Raw genomic sequence first — 15,249 nt, 5'->3', positions numbered from 1 at the left:
ACCATTTAGGGATCGGCGCGCAAACAGACACAGTGAGGACACTCGAATGGCCGCCAATCGCTCTAGCTGGATGGATGATGACCTCGATGCACTGCGCGACTTGGCGCGCACGTTCTGCGAGAAGGAGGTTGCGCCGCACAGCGACCGCTTCATCGAGCAGCACCACGTGGATCGAGATCTGTGGACTCGAGCGGGCGACCTAGGGTTGCTATGCATGTCGATCCCCGAGCAGTACGGCGGAGGTGGGGGAACGTTCGCTCACGAGGCGGTCCTGATCGAGGAGCAGGCCCGCATCGGCGATTCGGCTTGGGGCGCGCCGCTTCATAGCGGAATCGTCGCCCACTATCTGCTCGAGTACGGCACCGATTCGCAGAAGGAGCGCTTCCTTCCACGACTGGCGACCGGCGAGATGGTCGGTGCGATCGCGATGACGGAGCCAGGCACGGGATCAGATCTTCAGTCGGTCACCACCAAGGCAGTACGCGTCGGGGACGAGTACGTCATCAACGGTTCGAAAACCTTCATCACCAACGGCGCTCAGGCTGACTTGATCATCGTCGTCGCCAAGACCGACTCGACTGCCGGAGCGAACGGCATCTCTTTGATGTTGGTCGAAGGCGATCGGCCGGGCTTTCGGCGAGGTCGGGTGTTGGACAAGGTCGGTCAGCGAGGCCAGGACACCTCCGAACTCTATTTCGAAGATGTGCACATTCCCGTTGAGAATCTGCTCGGTACGACTGAGGGCCAGGGTTTCATCCAGTTGATGCAGCAACTGCCTCAAGAGCGATTGATCCTCGCACTCGGCGCAGTGGCGGTGCTGGAAGCAGCGCTCGAGTTCACGGTGGAGTACACCAAGGATCGGCACGCTTTCGGCAAGCCAGTCTTCGCCTTCCAAAACACCAAGTTCAAACTTGCCGAGGTCGCAACCGATGCCCACATCAGCCGTGTCTTCATCGACGACTGCGTCGTCCGCCACCTGCGTGGTGAACTCGACATTCCCACTGTCGCAATGGCGAAGTGGTGGACTACTGAGCGCGCGATGGTGGCCCTCGATGACTGCTTGCAACTACACGGCGGGTACGGCTACATGACCGAGTATCCCATCGGCAGGATGTGGGCCGATGCGCGCGTTCAGAAAATCTACGGTGGGACGAACGAGATCATGAAGGAAATCATTGCTCGCTCGCTCTAGATCGAATTGCACATCCGGGATTGGTCTCGAAAGTTCGTCGTAGCAGGCCGGCGTTGGCGGATGAAGATGGTGTGGGTACGGCCGATCAAATGGATAGCCGCCGAGTTCGCTTGCAGTCGAGTCGTCTTCGTGTGCCCGAGAATGCCCCTAGTGCTGTGGCTTGCCGGGACGGGGACTCGATGGTTCAGCGGTCACGGCGCCCGTCTGGTAACTCGACGCGGGGACGCCAAGCACGGCATGCCCCATCGCCAGGAGAAGTGCAGAGGTCTGCTCGGGAGCCAAACCAGTGCCGCGGTAGTGCAAGATCGATTGAATGGCGCCGATCGCCCCATGGACCATCGCCCGGAGTTCGATCTCGTCGACCGCGGGCCGCAACTCCCCGACGAGGTGCACCCACTCTTCTAGATAGTGCCGCTGTTTCCGGCGCAATCGGCTCTGATGCTGATCCGGCAAGTTGTGCACTTCGCGGTAATACACCATCGCCAACTCGCGTTGATCCATTACCAAGGCGACTTGGTCGGACACCAGCATGGTTAACGCCTCCGCCTCGTCGCGCGATTGCTCTACGATCGCAGTGGCACGCTTCAGGAGGTTGTCCACCACTCTCTCGAAGAGTGCCGCCAGAAGGTCGCTCTTACTGTTGAAATGGCGATAGATGGCCGGGCCAACAACGCCTGATGCAACTCCGATGTCGGCCATGGAAACAGCGTGATAGCCCCGCTCGGCAATCAACTCCGCCGCGGAGGCGAGGATCCGCTCCCGACGCTCGCCGCGGACCCGAGTACGTCCGGCAACGACCGCGTTGTTCACCGCTACCTTCCTTGTTCCTTCGTTCGCGACGCGTGCTCGCGCAGCACTGTAGACCCAGGAATCACAATACGAACGTTAACACTTGCTCACAATGCGGGGTCGAACTCGTAGGTGCCGACGGCAGGCCGCCCAGCTTCCCGCACGTGTGAACCCGAAATCCACGGGCGGTACCCGACTCATCGGGCAAATGCGACATCCCCGCAGAGGAGGGTGCGCCGTATTCGTCGCACAGTTCGGCGAAATCTGGTCAATGCCTCCATACCGTCTGGTGGACGCTGTGGCATCCGGTCGTCCTCACCATATGGCCGCGACAAGGCTCTGGTGCAGGTGCTAAGTCAAGCGGCGAACGGGGAGCGGCGACTACGCGCCGACCGCGTGGCCGGCGGGCCGCACCGGATCGGCCCTGTCAGGTCGCGCTGAGCAAGGATTGCGGGATGTCGACGATGCGGGAGCGCAGGTACTCGCCCAAGCCCTTCGCCTGGGCATCAGGCCGGGTCGAGGATGCCACGCCTTCCCCCAGCAGCCCGTGCACCACAACGTTGAGCGCACGCAGGTTGGGCAGCTCGAATCGCTCTATGCGCAGCTGCGCAGCCTCCGGGCCGAGCAGCCCGCGCAGTCGCTCGACGGTTAAGTGCTCGCGCACCCAGGCATAGCCGGCGTCGTCGCGGGCCCAAAGACCGATATTGGCGTTGCCGCCCTTGTCGCCGGACCGCGCGCCCAGCACCGCACCCAGTGGCGCGCGGCACGTCGGCTCGGTCGGCGGCGCAGCGGCCGAGCTGCCCGCGACTTTCGCGCCCGGCACGCTACCGGTCGGCGGATCGGCGATCGTCCGGCGCTCACCGTCGGGCAGCACCACGACCTGCGTCACGCTCGACCGGGGCACGGCCGCTGGACGGTACACGCCGAACGCCGACTCCGACGTGGGTGGCGTGGTGGTGTGGAAGCCCGCGTACCCGGCCAAAGCGATCTCCATGATTGCGCTCGAGAACGCCCGGCCGACCTTGCGCGGGTCGGTGTCCTTGACCGTGATCCGCAAGTGCGCGCACGCCTGGTCGTTGGTGGGGGCGTCCGGTGTGTCGAAACGCAGAAACCGGACGTCGACCTCGGCGAAGGACCCCCGGCCGCCGAGGATGTCGAACAGCTGCTGCTGCGCGAACGCGGCTTTCGCCTCCAGGTCCAAGCCGGTGAGCACCACCGTCATGGTGTTCCGGTAGCCCCCGACCTCGTTCAGCGCCACCTTGAGCGTCTCCGGTGGCGGGCTGCCGGTGACACCCGTGATCGCCACCCGGTGCTCGGCCTGCTGGGCCAGCGAGATCGTGTCGAAGTGAGTCACCACGTCGGGCCCCAAATAGGCCGGCTCGGCGATCTCGTAGAGCAGCTGGGCGGTGACCGTACCGACCGACACCAGCCCCCCGGTGTCGGCGTGCTTGGTGATCACCGACGAGCCGTCGGCCGCCACCTCCGCGATCGGGAAGCCCGGGTAGCGACGGTCGGTGATCTCGTCGAGGAAGGCGTAGTTGCCGCCCGTGGCCTGTGGTCCGCATTCGATGACGTGGCCGGCCACGACGGCACCGGCGAGCCGGTCCCAGTCGGTGCGCTCCCACCCGTGCCACCAGGCGGCCGGGCCGACGACCAGCGAGGCGTCTGTCACCCGTCCGGTGACGACGACGTCGGCGCCCGCACCCAGCGCTTCGGCGATACCCCAGCCCCCGAGGTAGGCGTTGGCCGACACCGGCTTGACCTCACCGACCGCAGGGGTGATCGCGGAGAGGTTCCCGCGCAGGTCGTCACCTTCGACGTGGGCGATCCGGACGGCGATACCGAGCCGGTCCGCAAGCTCGCGCAATCTGACGGCCAGCCCGGCCGGGTTGAGCCCACCGGCGTTGGCCACGATCTTGATACCGCGGTCGGAACAGGTGCCCAACACCTGCTCCATCTGGGTCAGGAACGTGCGCGCGTAGCCGCCCGCCGGATCCTTCGCCTGGGCCTTCGCCAGGATGAGCATCGTCAGTTCAGCGAGGTAGTCCCCGCAGAGCACGTCGATGCTCTGCTCGCCCGTCCCGCCCTCGACCATCTCCCGCGCCGCGGCGATCCGGTCGCCGTAGAAGCCCGAGCAATTGCCGATACGGACCGGGTCCCTCACGACACACCTCCGTCGAACTGTCCTGCGGTGCGCCCGCCACCGGGAGGTCCGGCGAAGGCCTGCGCGATGGAGAGCCACTGGTCGGCGAGCGGACCGGTGACGTGCAGTGCGGTGTCGTCGCGATGCCTGCGCTGGGTGACGAGCAGGCAGAAGTCGTGCGCAGTGCCGGTGACCCGGTTGGGCACGCCGTCGGGGCCCCAGGTCCACAGCGCGGCCCCCGGTGCGGTGAGCTCGACACGGACGGGCTCCTCGGGCACCTCCAGGCCGTTGGCCATGTAGCTGAACGCCCGCGCTCCCACGCCGATGTGGGCGACGTGGCGCAACCGGGCCGAGGGCACACGGGTCACTCCCAGCGCGTCGGCGATGTCCTGACCGTGCGCCCAGGTCTCCATGATCCGCGCGGTCAGCGAGGAAGCCGCGCTCATGGGGAGGCCGAACCATGGCACCCGCACTGAGGGGTCGATCGTGGCGAAGGCAGCGACGAGGGCGCGGCGCGCGCCGTCGAACCAGGACAGCAGCTCGGTTCCCGGCATCGACCGGTAGCGCTCGGCGATGGTGTCCGGGGAAATCTGGCCGTCGGCCAGCATGGGCAGCATCTCGGCGGTGAACCCGTCGGGGTCGGTGGCTGACCGCACCGCGGCGTCGTCGAAGAACGCAAGATGGCTGATCTGATCGCGGACCGCCCAGCCTGCTGCGGGGGTGGGCGCGTCCCACCCGGCCGGGCCGTCGGGCAACTCGGCGATCAGCGACCTCAGGTCGGCCGTCTCCGCCTCGATGTCGGTGATCAAGGACTCCATTGTCACGGCCACGGCTAACGTCCCTTCCAGACCGGTGTGCGCTTCTCGCGGAAGGCGGCGGGACCCTCTTGCGCGTCGGCGCTGAGGTACACCGGCTCCCATATCTGGTCGGCGAGGTCGTAGGCCTCCGTCAGGTGGTGCTCTGCGGAGAGGTATACCGTCTTCTTCGCCGCAAGTACCGAAAGCGGTGCGTTGGAAGCGATCCGCAGGGCGATCTCCTGCGTTCGGGCCCGCAGCTCCGCTGCGGGCACGACCTCGTTCACCATCCCGACCTCGCGGGCCCGCTCGGCAGTGATCGGGTCGCCGGTCATCAGAATCTGCAGCGCAATCCGCGGCGGCAGCAGCCACGACAGCGGTACAGCCCACGGCGAGCCGCGACCTACCTTCACCTCGCTGACCGCGAACCTGGCGTGTTCAGCCGCGACGACGAGGTCGCACTGCTGGGCCAGCAGGAATCCGCCGGCGTAGGCGATGCCGTTGACCGCGGCAATAGTCGGCTTGACGACCTCGATGTTGCGCCCGAACTGCGGCGCGAAGTCTGGTGGCGGAACCGTGAGCGCCGTCTCCGCCATCTCTTTGAGGTCCCCGCCGGCGCAGAACGCCTTGTCGCCGGCCCCGGTCAGCACCAGAACCTTGGCGGAGTCGTCGGCGTTGAAGCGGTGAACGGTGTCGAACAGTCCCTGCCGGACCGCCCCGTTGAGCGCGTTCCGCGCCTCGGGGCGATTGATCGTCAACCAGGCCACCCCGTCGACGACCTCGTAGGTGATCGCTTCCTCGCTCATCAATCCCCGTCCTGATCGGCACCCGCCCTCCCGATGTGAGGGCTCGTTCACTCGCAGTACGTTACCGGGCGGAATGTCACGCCCCATTCGTACGTCAAAATCCTCAGCAAGAATGAGTCCTCTTCGCCGTTCTGCGCAATGGCGCGCCCGAGGCGCTCCTAGTCACCGTTTCGACCCGGCTCTCAGAGCAATCGGTCCCAAGTGCTGTGAACGCATGAGTCGCCGCGGGGAACCGCTCGTCAGCGTCCGAGGACTTGAAAGCCTTCCCATGCTTGCCGGCGGTCGGCATGGGGATCGTTCTCCACCCGCCAAGCGCGATCGAAGACCAGGACCGGACGGGCGTCGGTGGTGTAGCGCGGCCAGCCGTCTCCTGGAACTCCGGTGCGCGCGAAAGCATCCCAGCGCCCTTGCATGTCGTCGCTCACGCGCAGGGCCGAGCGGCGGTCGCGCCCGGCGCTGAGTAGCCGACCGAGGGGCGTGCGGTAGGCGTCGAACACCGCAAGAAGCTCCGTCGCATGGGTGGCACCCAGCCCGGCCCATTGCAGAGTTCGCGGGGCGAAGTCATAGCGGTACAGATATGTGGGGGCGTGCCGACTGTGGGAGTCCGCGAGCTGCCACAGTGTCGATCCGAATGTGAAGTCGGCCCCCAGTCGGATACAGGCATCGGGGGCTGGATACTCAGGATAAGCAGCGGTAATGCGCTCGCGATAGGTGGGTTCCGCTCCCGCTAGTAACGCTTCGATCTTCGCTTCGTTCGTGGGAAGGAGTTTGAGGAAGCGAGTGAACAACCGGCCCTCGTCGGCGTTCGTACCGATGATCAGCGGCACACGGTACGCCTTGCCTTCGCGCATCGCTTGAATGGGGTCGAGCGGTAGATAGTCGGTTCCGAAGGTGCATCCCACCGGGTAACCGCCGGCAAGGTCCGATGCACTCGTGGTGAGCAAGCGATCGAATGCATTCACCAGTTGAGCAGGACGCGCCGCCAGCAGGCGGCGGGCGGGCTCCCGATCCTCGGCGCCGAGAATGGATGCGAACTTAACGGCGAACTCCGCGGCCAACTCCTTGGAGCGGGATAGCGCGCCGGCCGGACTTTGTGAGATAGCCCGCGCGAAGAGCCCTTTAGCCGCTGGCACGGCCAGCAATGTGGTAACGGCATGCGCGCCCGCGCTCTCTCCGAAGATCGTCACGTTATCGGGATCGCCGCCGAATGCCGCGATGTTCTCGCGTACCCACCTGAGCGCCGACACGAGGTCGCGCAAGTAGAGGTTGTCGTCAATACGGATGTGTGCGGTGGACAGCGACGACAGGTCGACAGCCCCTAGCGCGCCGAGGCGGTAGTTCGCCGATACGTACACGCAACCGCTGCGGGCAAGCGACGCACCATCATAGATCGGTGTCGCGGAACTGCCCAGGAAGTACGCCCCGCCGTGAATGAAGAACATCACGGGCAGAGGTCGGTCCGACGCGCCCTCGGGGGCAACGACGTTGAGGGTGAGGCAGTCCTCGCTCATACGCTGGAACTTGCCCGGACCGACGATTGTGTACCGGCGGGGCTGCGGAGCGCAGTAGCGGAATTGGTGACATCGTCGAACGCCCACCCACGGCTCGACCGGCTGGGGCGCCCTGAATCGCAAGGCGCCGACCGGTGGCTTGGCGTAGGGAATGGACCGCCATCGATTCACGCCGTCTCGCGCGAATCCTTCGATGGCGCCGGGCGCGATGTCCGTGCGGACAGGCTTCACTGGCATCAATCGACAATAGCGAATGAGCATTCACACCAGCGCCCGGTTCTGCCCATGAGTCGCCGTGTCGGGCGCGGTTGTGCCTCCCACTGATGACTCACTCGGGTTGGGTCAGCAGCCCGCGGCCGTCGGTGACATCTTGGCTGATTCTTGAGGACCGGGTGTGTCATTCCAGGAGGGGACGCTTCCCATGGCCGGGAATCTCCGGGCCACTGGGACACCCTCAGTGTTTTGAGAGCCGGTACGCGCTCGGAGAGCGGCCGGTCCATCGCTTGAAGGCATGCGAGAAGTTGGTGAGGTCGCCATACCCGAGTTCCGTGGCGACCTGGCTCGCCGAACGTGTGAGTAACAGCATCATCGCGCTCTCGCGCAAACACGACTCGCGCAATTCGCGGAAGGTGGTGCCCTCTTCGGAGAGGCGCCGTTTGAGTGTGCTCGTGGACACCGCGAGTTCGTCTGCGACCCACTGGCTACTTCGCCGTCCGGGATCCTTCTCCAACAGTCGTCTCACCTTCTCCGAGAAGGATGTGGCTCCGCGACGCTCGTCGAGAGCCCGCTTCAATTGGGCGATGACGAGTCGATACGCGAGGGGATCGGAGAACCGGCACACGTCATCAAGTGTGTCGACGGGAACGTGAAGGTAGGACTTCGGGGCGTCAAAGAAGAGGCGCCCGGGTGGCACCACGTCCTCGTCGAGATCGTTCAGGGCAACGGGCGCTGGCCAACCCAGGTGGAGTGTGACGGTGGGCGCGTCACCTACGAGCATGTTCAGCAGTCGCAACAACGCCAACCCGGTGTATGTGACGGCCAGGCAGTCCAGGGCCGGATCGCTCGTGTGTCCCAAGAGTTCGACGGTGAGGCCTTGGTCACTTGGACGGAATTGTGCATTGATAGCCGTGGTGATGAGCGGCAGATAGGTGAGCAGCTCCACGATCTCGGCTACCGAGCCTGCGCTGACCAGCGGAACACTCAACGGGCCGAAGGACGTTACCTGGGCTTGTCGAGCGAACGCGAAGCCCAGCAGGGTTGCCCGGTCGATCTCGAGATCGGGGTAGACCTCGCGAAACCACCGTAACGGGGCCTGGATGTCACGCCGGATCAGCGTCGCCTCGTCGGTTCCTTCGCGAGCCATGATGTTGCGAAGCTGCGCGACGGCGTCGGGGTCGAGTGCTTGACTCTCGAGCATTTGAACGAACGCAAGTGGGGGCACACCCACGTCATCGAGGTTCATTGACCACCCCCCTCTGAGCCGAATCCACAAGTTCTTGGTCCCGGCGAACATAGCCGAAGCGCCCATCTTCGACAAGGCTTGTTAACAAGCATTCACACCAAGGACGACCGAGGAGATGGTTATGGCCGTTGTCACTTTTGTCTCCCACGACGGCGACAAGCACGTGGTGCCCCTCGAGGAGGGTAAGTCACTGATGCAGGTCGCGACCAACAATGCAGTGCCCGGCATCGACGGCGACTGCGGAGGCGAGGCCGCGTGCGGGACCTGCCACGTCGTCGTCGATCCGCAGTGGTCCGATGAGGTCGGCTCCTCCGGCGCCGGTGAAGAGGAGATGCTGGCGATGAACCCCGAGCGCCAGCCGACCTCTCGGCTGTCCTGCCAGATGCCGGTCTCCGAGGCGTGGGATGGGTTGATCGTCCACACGCCAGAGTTCCAGATGTAACGACGAGAGGACACACAGACGTGACCGGTATTCGCGAGGCAGTTACCGCCAAGGCTCGGGCCACCATTCCGTTGGACCGATTGATCCAGGGCGCCCACCTTTACGACAAGACCCGTCGCTGGGTTACCGGCACCAACGGTGAGAAAATCTTCACTGAGCGACCGATCCCGCCGGCTGCCGAACTCGAACTGACCGACATCGACCTCAGCGATCCTTTTCTCTACCGTCAGGGTCGCTGGAAGTCGTATTACGAGCGCCTCCGCAACGAGGCCCCTGTGCACTATCAGGCCAACAGCGCGTTCGGCCCGTTCTGGTCCGTCACCAGACATGCCGACATCGTATCCGTCGACAAGAACCACGAGGTCTTCTCCGCCGAGCCGTTGATCGTGATCGGAACCCCCCCTCGTTTTCTCGATATCGCGATGTTCATCGCGATGGATCCGCCGGAACACGACAGGCAGCGGGCCGCTGTCCAAGGCGTGGTGGCACCCAAGAACCTGCGTGAGATGGAGAGCCTCATTCGGGAGCGCGTCCGTGACGTGCTCGACGATCTCCCGCTCGGCGAACCGTTCAACTGGGTGCAGCACGTCTCGATCGAGCTAACTGCGCGCATGCTCGCCACGCTGCTCGACTTCCCGTTCGAGCAGCGGCGCAAGCTCGTCGAATGGTCCGATCTGGCCACCTCGATGGAGCAAGCCAACGGTGGCCCCTCGGACAACGATGAGGTGTTTCGTGGAATGGTCGATATGGCGCGAGGTCTCAGCGCTCATTGGCGGGATAAGGCAGCTCGGACAGCTGCCGGCGAGCAGCCCGGCTTCGATTTGATCACCATGTTGCAGAGTGACGAGAGCACCAAGGACCTGATCGACCGCCCGATGGAGTTTCTGGGGAACTTGGTATTGCTGATCGTGGGCGGCAACGATACGACCCGCAATTCCATGAGCGGTGGTGTTCTCGCGCTTAACGAGTTCCCTGACCAGTTTCAGAAGCTGAAGGCGAACCCTGACCTGATCCCCAACATGGTCTCGGAGATCATCCGGTGGCAAACCCCGCTCGCCTATATGCGGCGGATCGCCAAGGCGGACACCGTCTTGAACGGACAGTTCATCCGGAAGGGCGACAAAGTAGTCATGTGGTACGCCTCCGGCAACCGCGACGAGCGCGTATTCGATCGCCCCGACGAGCTGATCATCGACCGGGCCAACGCCCGTAACCACATCTCCTTCGGTTTCGGCGTCCATCGCTGTATGGGCAACCGACTGGCCGAAATGCAGTTGCGAATCCTCTGGGAGGAACTCCTTCCGCGTTTCGAAGACATCGAAGTCGTCGGTGAGCCCGAGTACGTGCAGTCCAACTTCGTCAGGGGAATCAGCAAGCTGATGGTCCGCCTCACCCCGAAAGCCGGCGCATGACTTTGCATCGAGCGGTCATCGTGGGCGCCAGCCACGCGGGCGCCCAACTGGCGGCCAGCCTTCGTCAAGAAGGATGGGACGGCGAGATCGTCCTCGTCGGCAATGAGTCGGCGTTGCCACACCATCGGCCCCCGCTGTCGAAGGCATATCTGGCCGGGAAGTGCACAGTCGACGAGTTGGCGATCCGCAACGCCGAGTTTTACACCAAGCAGCGAATCAAGCTCATGGATGCGACGGTGGAGGTGCTCGACCGCTCCGCCGGTCACCTCTCGCTGACCACCGGCGACGCATTGCCCTACGACAAGCTCGCGCTGTGCACAGGTGCCCGGCCTCGCCGGCTCTCCATCCCGGGAGCCGACCTGCCCGGGGTGTGTTACCTACGCACTGCGGCGGACGTCGCGATGATCAGAGAGCGGACCAGCCCCGGGCGTCGTGCCGTGATCGTCGGTGGTGGCTACATCGGACTGGAGGCAGCCGCCTCATTGCGCGCACTGGGGCTGGAGGTCACCGTCCTCGAGGCCACCGAGCGGGTCCTCGAACGGGTCACCGCCCCCGCGGTATCAGCGTTCTTCGACCGGATCCACCGCGAGGAGGGCGTTGACATCCAGACGGACGCGCTGGTCGATGCCATGTCCGGAGACGGCAGGGTCCGCGAAGTAATCCTGGCCAGTGGCGAATCAATCCCCGCCGACCTCGTCATCGTCGGCATCGGCGTCGAGCCGAACACCGATCTCGCTGCCGCCGCGGGCCTGGCCATCGACAACGGCGTCGTGATCGACGACCAGGCCCGGACCACCGACCCCGACATCGTGGCTGCCGGGGACTGCGCCAGCCACCACATGGCCCGTTACGGCCGTCGCATCCGCCTGGAGTCCGTGCCAGGCGCAGGCGAGCAGGCCAAAGTCGCCGCCGCGACCATCTGCGGTAAGTCGAAGAAAGTCGCAGCGCTGCCATGGTTCTGGTCCGATCAATACGACGTGAAGCTCCAGATCGCCGGTCTCAACACCGGATACGACGAGGTCGTCCTCAGCGGCGACCCGACCCGAGACCGCGACTTCACCTGCTTCTACCTGCGGGCCGGCGAACTCATTGCCGCCGACTGCATCAACCGACCCCGCGACTTCGTATTCAGCAAGCGGGTCATCACGCAGCAAGTCCCGATCGAACGGGCCGAACTGATGCTCGCCGGCCCGGCCTGAGGTTCATGGTTGCGGTGGTGCGATGGGACGGCGACCGCGATGCGATTCTTGTCTCGGTGACGTCGAGGCCAACCGCCATCCAACTCCGCTGGCAAAGGGGACGGCTAGCGGACACAGTTGGCCACCATGGCGGTACTACCGCAGCGCATCAGGAGCTGGCGGGGGTCGCCAACAAGCGTGACGGTTCTCTTCGGAGGCAGCATCGTCTGGAGTCGATGCTCGCGAATGTTGTTTTCTGAAAACGAGGTTGGTGGAGGTTGACGGTGGCGGTGTTCAAGGACGAGGACGAGGTCTATGCCTTTTTGGGTGGGATCTTTGGGCGGGGTTTGGAGAAGGAGGGACTTGGGGACAAGCTCGCAAGTTCGGGTGTGGTGTTGCGGGTTCACTACACCGATCCGGACGCGGTGGTGACGGTGGACATGCCGAACAAGGTGGTGGAGACCGGAGCGTCCAGTACCGCGGTGCCCAATGTCGAACTGTTCATGTCGGCGGACACCGGGAACAAGTTCTGGCTGGGGAAGGTGAACCTGACGATGGCGATGGCCAAGGGAACGGTGCGTGCGAAGGGCCCGGTGCCGAAGTTGATCAAGTTGATCCCGCAGGCGAAGAACTTGTTCCCCGAGTACCGTTCGATGTTGCAGAGTCAGAATCGGCAGGACCTGATCGATGCGTGATCGTCGTCTCATCGCGGGCTGTAGGGCTGGTGCGCGATGAGGAGCACGATGCAGGACGTTGCGTTGACGGTGCCCGCGATCGTGGCCCATGCTGCGGCAGTCCATGGCGATCGCGAGGTGTTGACCGCACGCGGACCCCAACAGATCTCTGGGGTTTCGTATCACGAGCTGGGGCAGCGTGCGGCGCGGTTGGCTAATGCATTGCGCGAGATCGGCATTCGTGGAGACGAGCGTGTCGCGACGCTGCAGTGGAGCAACCAGGAGCACCTGGACTGTTACGCAGCGGTGCCGTCGATGGGTGCGGTGCTACATACGTTGAATCTGCGGCTGCCACCTGAACAGCTGACGTGGATCGCCAATCATGCCGAAGATCAGGTGATCATCGTCGACGGTACGGTGCTGAACCTGTTGGCGGGGGCGTTGCCGTCGATGACCTCGGTGCGCACGGTGCTGGTAACCGGCACCGGCGATCTTGCCGCGGTGCAGGGATGCGGAAAGGACGTCCTTCGCTACGACGACGTGGTGGGCGCGCAGTCGAGCACGTTCGACTGGCCCGATGTCGACGAGCAGTCGGCCGCAGCGATGTGCTACACGAGCGGTACTACCGGGCACCCGAAAGGCGTTGTCTACAGCCACCGTTCGACGTGGCTGCACTCTCAAGCGGCGTGCACCTCGAACGCCTTGGGCATCGGTCATGACGACACGGTGTTGGCGATCGTTCCAATGTTCCACGCTAATGCCTGGGGATTGCCGTATGCGGCGATGATGGCGGGGGCGCAGCTGCTGCTGCCTGACCGTTTCCTGCAGGCGGGGCCCTTGGTGGAGATGATCGAGGCGGCCCGGCCCACGATGGCGGGCGCTGTGCCGACGATCTGGACCGATGTCTTGCACTACCTGCGCGACAATCCCGGCCACGACCTGAGTTCGCTGAAGATGGTGGCGTGCGGTGGTTCGGCGGTTCCGCGGTCGTTGATGACTGCCTATGACGAACTTGGCATCCGCATTGTGCAGGCCTGGGGGATGACCGAGACCTCCCCGCTGGCTGCGGTCGCTCTGCCGCGGAACACCGACACCCCGGAGAGGTCCCTTTACCTGCGCGGAACCCAAGGCAGGGTAGTGGCCGGTGTGCAGGCCCGCATCGTTGATGACAGCGGTGCAGAACAACCTTGGGACGGAAAGTCGGTTGGGGAGATTCAGATCCGCGGCCCATGGATCACTCAGTCCTATTACGAGTATGACAGTCCGGCGGTGTCGCCGGACGGGTGGTTGTGCACCGGAGATGTCGGAACGATCAGCGCCGATGCCTTCATCACTCTCACCGACCGTGCCAAAGACGTGATCAAGTCTGGAGGAGAGTGGATCTCCTCGGTGGAACTGGAGAACGAGTTGGCCGCTCACCCTGCAGTACGCACCGCCACGGTGATTGGAGTGCCCGACGACAAGTGGCAGGAACGGCCGCTGGCAGTGGTGGTCCTGGCCGCTGACTGCACCGCCACCGCTGCGGAGTTGACCGAGTTCCTGCGTGCACGGGTGGCCAAGTGGTGGCTACCGGAACGGTGGGCGTTCGTCGCCGACGTTCCGTTGACGTCTACTGGCAAGTTCGACAAGAAGAAGCTGCGCAGCCAGCACGCCGACGGTGACCTCGCCGTCGAGACGCTGGCGTGAACCATCCACTGCCAAGGAAAGATCGACGTTGAGGAGACACACATGAAGACGCGCGCCGCAGTGCTCTGGGGACTGGGAGAGAAGTGGGAGGTCGACGAGATCGAGTTGGATCCTCCCGGTGTGGATGAAGTGCTGGTCCAGTTGACCGCGAGCGGGTTGTGCCATTCAGACGAACACCTCGTGACCGGTGATCTGCCGTTTCCGCTGCCCGTAGTCGGTGGTCATGAAGGCGCCGGCACCGCGGTGGAGGTGGGTGCAGGTGTCGAGGACCTCGCCGTCGGCGATTCGGTCATCCTCACATTCCTGCCGTCCTGCGGGCACTGCTCCTACTGCGCGCGCGGGATGGGGAACCTGTGCGACATGGGCGCGGCGATCATGATGGGACCACAGATCGACGGCACCTACCGCTTCCATGCCCGCGGTGAGGATGTCGGCCAGATGTGCTTGCTGGGCACGTTCTCGGAATACACCGTGGTGCCGAAGGCCTCCTTGGTCAAGGTTGACCACGGGACACCGCTGGACAAGGCGGCCTTGATTGGTTGCGGTGTCACGACCGGTTACGGCTCGGCGGTACGCACCGGTGAAGTGCGCGCCGGGGACACCGTGGTCGTGATCGGCGCCGGCGGCATCGGCATGAATGCGATCCAAGGCGCCCGCATCGCTGGCGCGTTGACCATCGTGGCTGTCGACCCAGTGGAGTTCAAGCGCGAACAAGCTGGCGGTTTCGGCGCGACGCATGCCGTTGCCACCATCGATGAGGCCTGGTCACTGATCAGCGACATCACCCGTGGCAAACTCGCCGACGTCTGCGTCTTGACCACCGACGTCGCCGAAGGGGCCTACACCGCTGAGGCGCTATCACTGGTCGGTAAACGCGGCCGTGTGGTCATTACCGCGATCGGACACCCCGAAGACACATCGATGTCGGGCTCGCTGCTGGAATTAACGCTGTATGAAAAGCAGATTCGCGGTGCCCTCTACGGCTCGTCCAACGCCGCCCACGACATCCCGCGGCTCGTCGAACTCTACAACTCCGGACAACTCAAACTCGACGAGCTGATCACCCGTGAGTACACCCTCGATGAGATCAATGAGGGCTACGACGACATGCGATCAGGCCGCAACATCAGAGGACTCATCCGATTCTGATACAGGAGAAC

Annotated in this window: 13 protein-coding genes; 7 read left to right on the top strand and 6 right to left on the bottom strand. The window is 64.3% G+C overall.

What is annotated here, in order from left to right; genetic code table 11:
* Positions 1 to 46 precede the first annotated feature (46 nt).
* On the top strand, positions 47 to 1,192 hold the full coding sequence (locus tag G6N64_RS02025) for an acyl-CoA dehydrogenase family protein (protein WP_163795393.1): 1,146 nt from the start codon (positions 47 to 49) through the stop codon (positions 1,190 to 1,192).
* 147 nt (positions 1,193 to 1,339) lie between these two features.
* Here the strand turns inward: G6N64_RS02025 and G6N64_RS02020 are convergent, their stop codons facing one another.
* From G6N64_RS02020 to G6N64_RS01995, 6 genes are all read right to left on the bottom strand, one after another.
* Complete coding sequence (locus G6N64_RS02020) at positions 1,340 to 2,002, bottom strand: TetR/AcrR family transcriptional regulator (RefSeq protein WP_163795392.1); 663 nt, start codon at positions 2,000 to 2,002, stop codon at positions 1,340 to 1,342.
* 406 nt (positions 2,003 to 2,408) lie between these two features.
* Positions 2,409 to 4,145, bottom strand: coding sequence for an acyclic terpene utilization AtuA family protein (locus tag G6N64_RS02015; RefSeq protein ID WP_163795391.1), 1,737 nt, complete (start codon positions 4,143 to 4,145; stop codon positions 2,409 to 2,411).
* Positions 4,142 to 4,954 (bottom strand): TIGR03084 family metal-binding protein, encoded by an 813-nt coding sequence (locus G6N64_RS02010; RefSeq protein WP_163795390.1) that lies wholly within the window; start codon positions 4,952 to 4,954, stop codon positions 4,142 to 4,144. The genes G6N64_RS02015 and G6N64_RS02010 overlap by 4 nt, the downstream gene beginning before the upstream one ends.
* Before the next feature lie 2 nt (positions 4,955 to 4,956).
* Positions 4,957 to 5,724, bottom strand: a complete 768-nt coding sequence (locus tag G6N64_RS02005; protein WP_163795389.1) for an enoyl-CoA hydratase/isomerase family protein — start codon at positions 5,722 to 5,724, stop codon at positions 4,957 to 4,959.
* A 239-nt stretch (positions 5,725 to 5,963) separates the two neighbouring features.
* The gene (locus G6N64_RS02000; protein ID WP_163795388.1) at positions 5,964 to 7,472 is read right to left on the bottom strand and encodes a carboxylesterase/lipase family protein; all 1,509 of its coding nucleotides are present in this window, start codon (positions 7,470 to 7,472) and stop codon (positions 5,964 to 5,966) included.
* 217 nt (positions 7,473 to 7,689) lie between these two features.
* Positions 7,690 to 8,697 (bottom strand): helix-turn-helix domain-containing protein, encoded by a 1,008-nt coding sequence (locus tag G6N64_RS01995; protein WP_163795387.1) that lies wholly within the window; start codon positions 8,695 to 8,697, stop codon positions 7,690 to 7,692.
* 121 nt (positions 8,698 to 8,818) lie between these two features.
* On the opposite strand from G6N64_RS01995, the gene G6N64_RS01990 reads away from it, so the two are divergent.
* The 6 genes from G6N64_RS01990 to G6N64_RS01965 all read left to right on the top strand — a co-directional run bounded on the left by G6N64_RS01990 (position 8,819) and on the right by G6N64_RS01965 (position 15,238).
* Positions 8,819 to 9,139: a 2Fe-2S iron-sulfur cluster-binding protein gene (locus G6N64_RS01990; protein WP_163795386.1), complete on the top strand. Its 321-nt coding sequence runs from the start codon at positions 8,819 to 8,821 to the stop codon at positions 9,137 to 9,139.
* A 20-nt stretch (positions 9,140 to 9,159) separates the two neighbouring features.
* Entirely contained in the window at positions 9,160 to 10,551 is a 1,392-nt protein-coding gene (locus G6N64_RS01985; protein WP_174266741.1) for a cytochrome P450, read from the top strand.
* On the top strand, positions 10,548 to 11,750 hold the full coding sequence (locus G6N64_RS01980) for an NAD(P)/FAD-dependent oxidoreductase (RefSeq protein ID WP_163795385.1): 1,203 nt from the start codon (positions 10,548 to 10,550) through the stop codon (positions 11,748 to 11,750). Before G6N64_RS01985 ends, G6N64_RS01980 begins: the two co-directional genes overlap by 4 nt.
* 263 nt (positions 11,751 to 12,013) lie before the next feature.
* Positions 12,014 to 12,424 (top strand): SCP2 sterol-binding domain-containing protein, encoded by a 411-nt coding sequence (locus tag G6N64_RS01975; protein ID WP_163795384.1) that lies wholly within the window; start codon positions 12,014 to 12,016, stop codon positions 12,422 to 12,424.
* 36 nt (positions 12,425 to 12,460) lie between these two features.
* The gene (locus G6N64_RS01970; RefSeq protein WP_197748315.1) at positions 12,461 to 14,089 is read left to right on the top strand and encodes a fatty acid--CoA ligase; all 1,629 of its coding nucleotides are present in this window, start codon (positions 12,461 to 12,463) and stop codon (positions 14,087 to 14,089) included.
* Between the two features lie 42 nt (positions 14,090 to 14,131).
* Positions 14,132 to 15,238: an NDMA-dependent alcohol dehydrogenase gene (locus G6N64_RS01965; protein WP_163795382.1), complete on the top strand. Its 1,107-nt coding sequence runs from the start codon at positions 14,132 to 14,134 to the stop codon at positions 15,236 to 15,238.
* The last annotated feature ends 11 nt before the right edge of the window (positions 15,239 to 15,249 follow it).

The organism is Mycolicibacterium sediminis, assembly GCF_010731735.1.
Lineage (GTDB): Bacteria > Actinomycetota > Actinomycetes > Mycobacteriales > Mycobacteriaceae > Mycobacterium > Mycobacterium sediminis.
This window is presented reverse-complemented; position numbering and strand designations above follow the sequence as displayed.

Bases quoted from the DNA above. Each gene is read 5' to 3' on its own strand.
- G6N64_RS02025 (WP_163795393.1), top strand. From the start codon at position 47: ATGGCCGCCAATCGCTCTAGCTGGATGGATGATGACCTCGATGCACTG.
- G6N64_RS02005 (WP_163795389.1), bottom strand. From the start codon at position 5,724: ATGAGCGAGGAAGCGATCACCTACGAGGTCGTCGACGGGGTGGCCTGG.
- G6N64_RS02000 (WP_163795388.1), bottom strand. From the start codon at position 7,472: ATGCCAGTGAAGCCTGTCCGCACGGACATCGCGCCCGGCGCCATCGAA.
- G6N64_RS01995 (WP_163795387.1), bottom strand. From the start codon at position 8,697: ATGAACCTCGATGACGTGGGTGTGCCCCCACTTGCGTTCGTTCAAATG.
- G6N64_RS01990 (WP_163795386.1), top strand. From the start codon at position 8,819: ATGGCCGTTGTCACTTTTGTCTCCCACGACGGCGACAAGCACGTGGTG.
- G6N64_RS01980 (WP_163795385.1), top strand. From the start codon at position 10,548: ATGACTTTGCATCGAGCGGTCATCGTGGGCGCCAGCCACGCGGGCGCC.
- G6N64_RS01970 (WP_197748315.1), top strand. From the start codon at position 12,461: ATGAGGAGCACGATGCAGGACGTTGCGTTGACGGTGCCCGCGATCGTG.
- G6N64_RS01965 (WP_163795382.1), top strand. From the start codon at position 14,132: ATGAAGACGCGCGCCGCAGTGCTCTGGGGACTGGGAGAGAAGTGGGAG.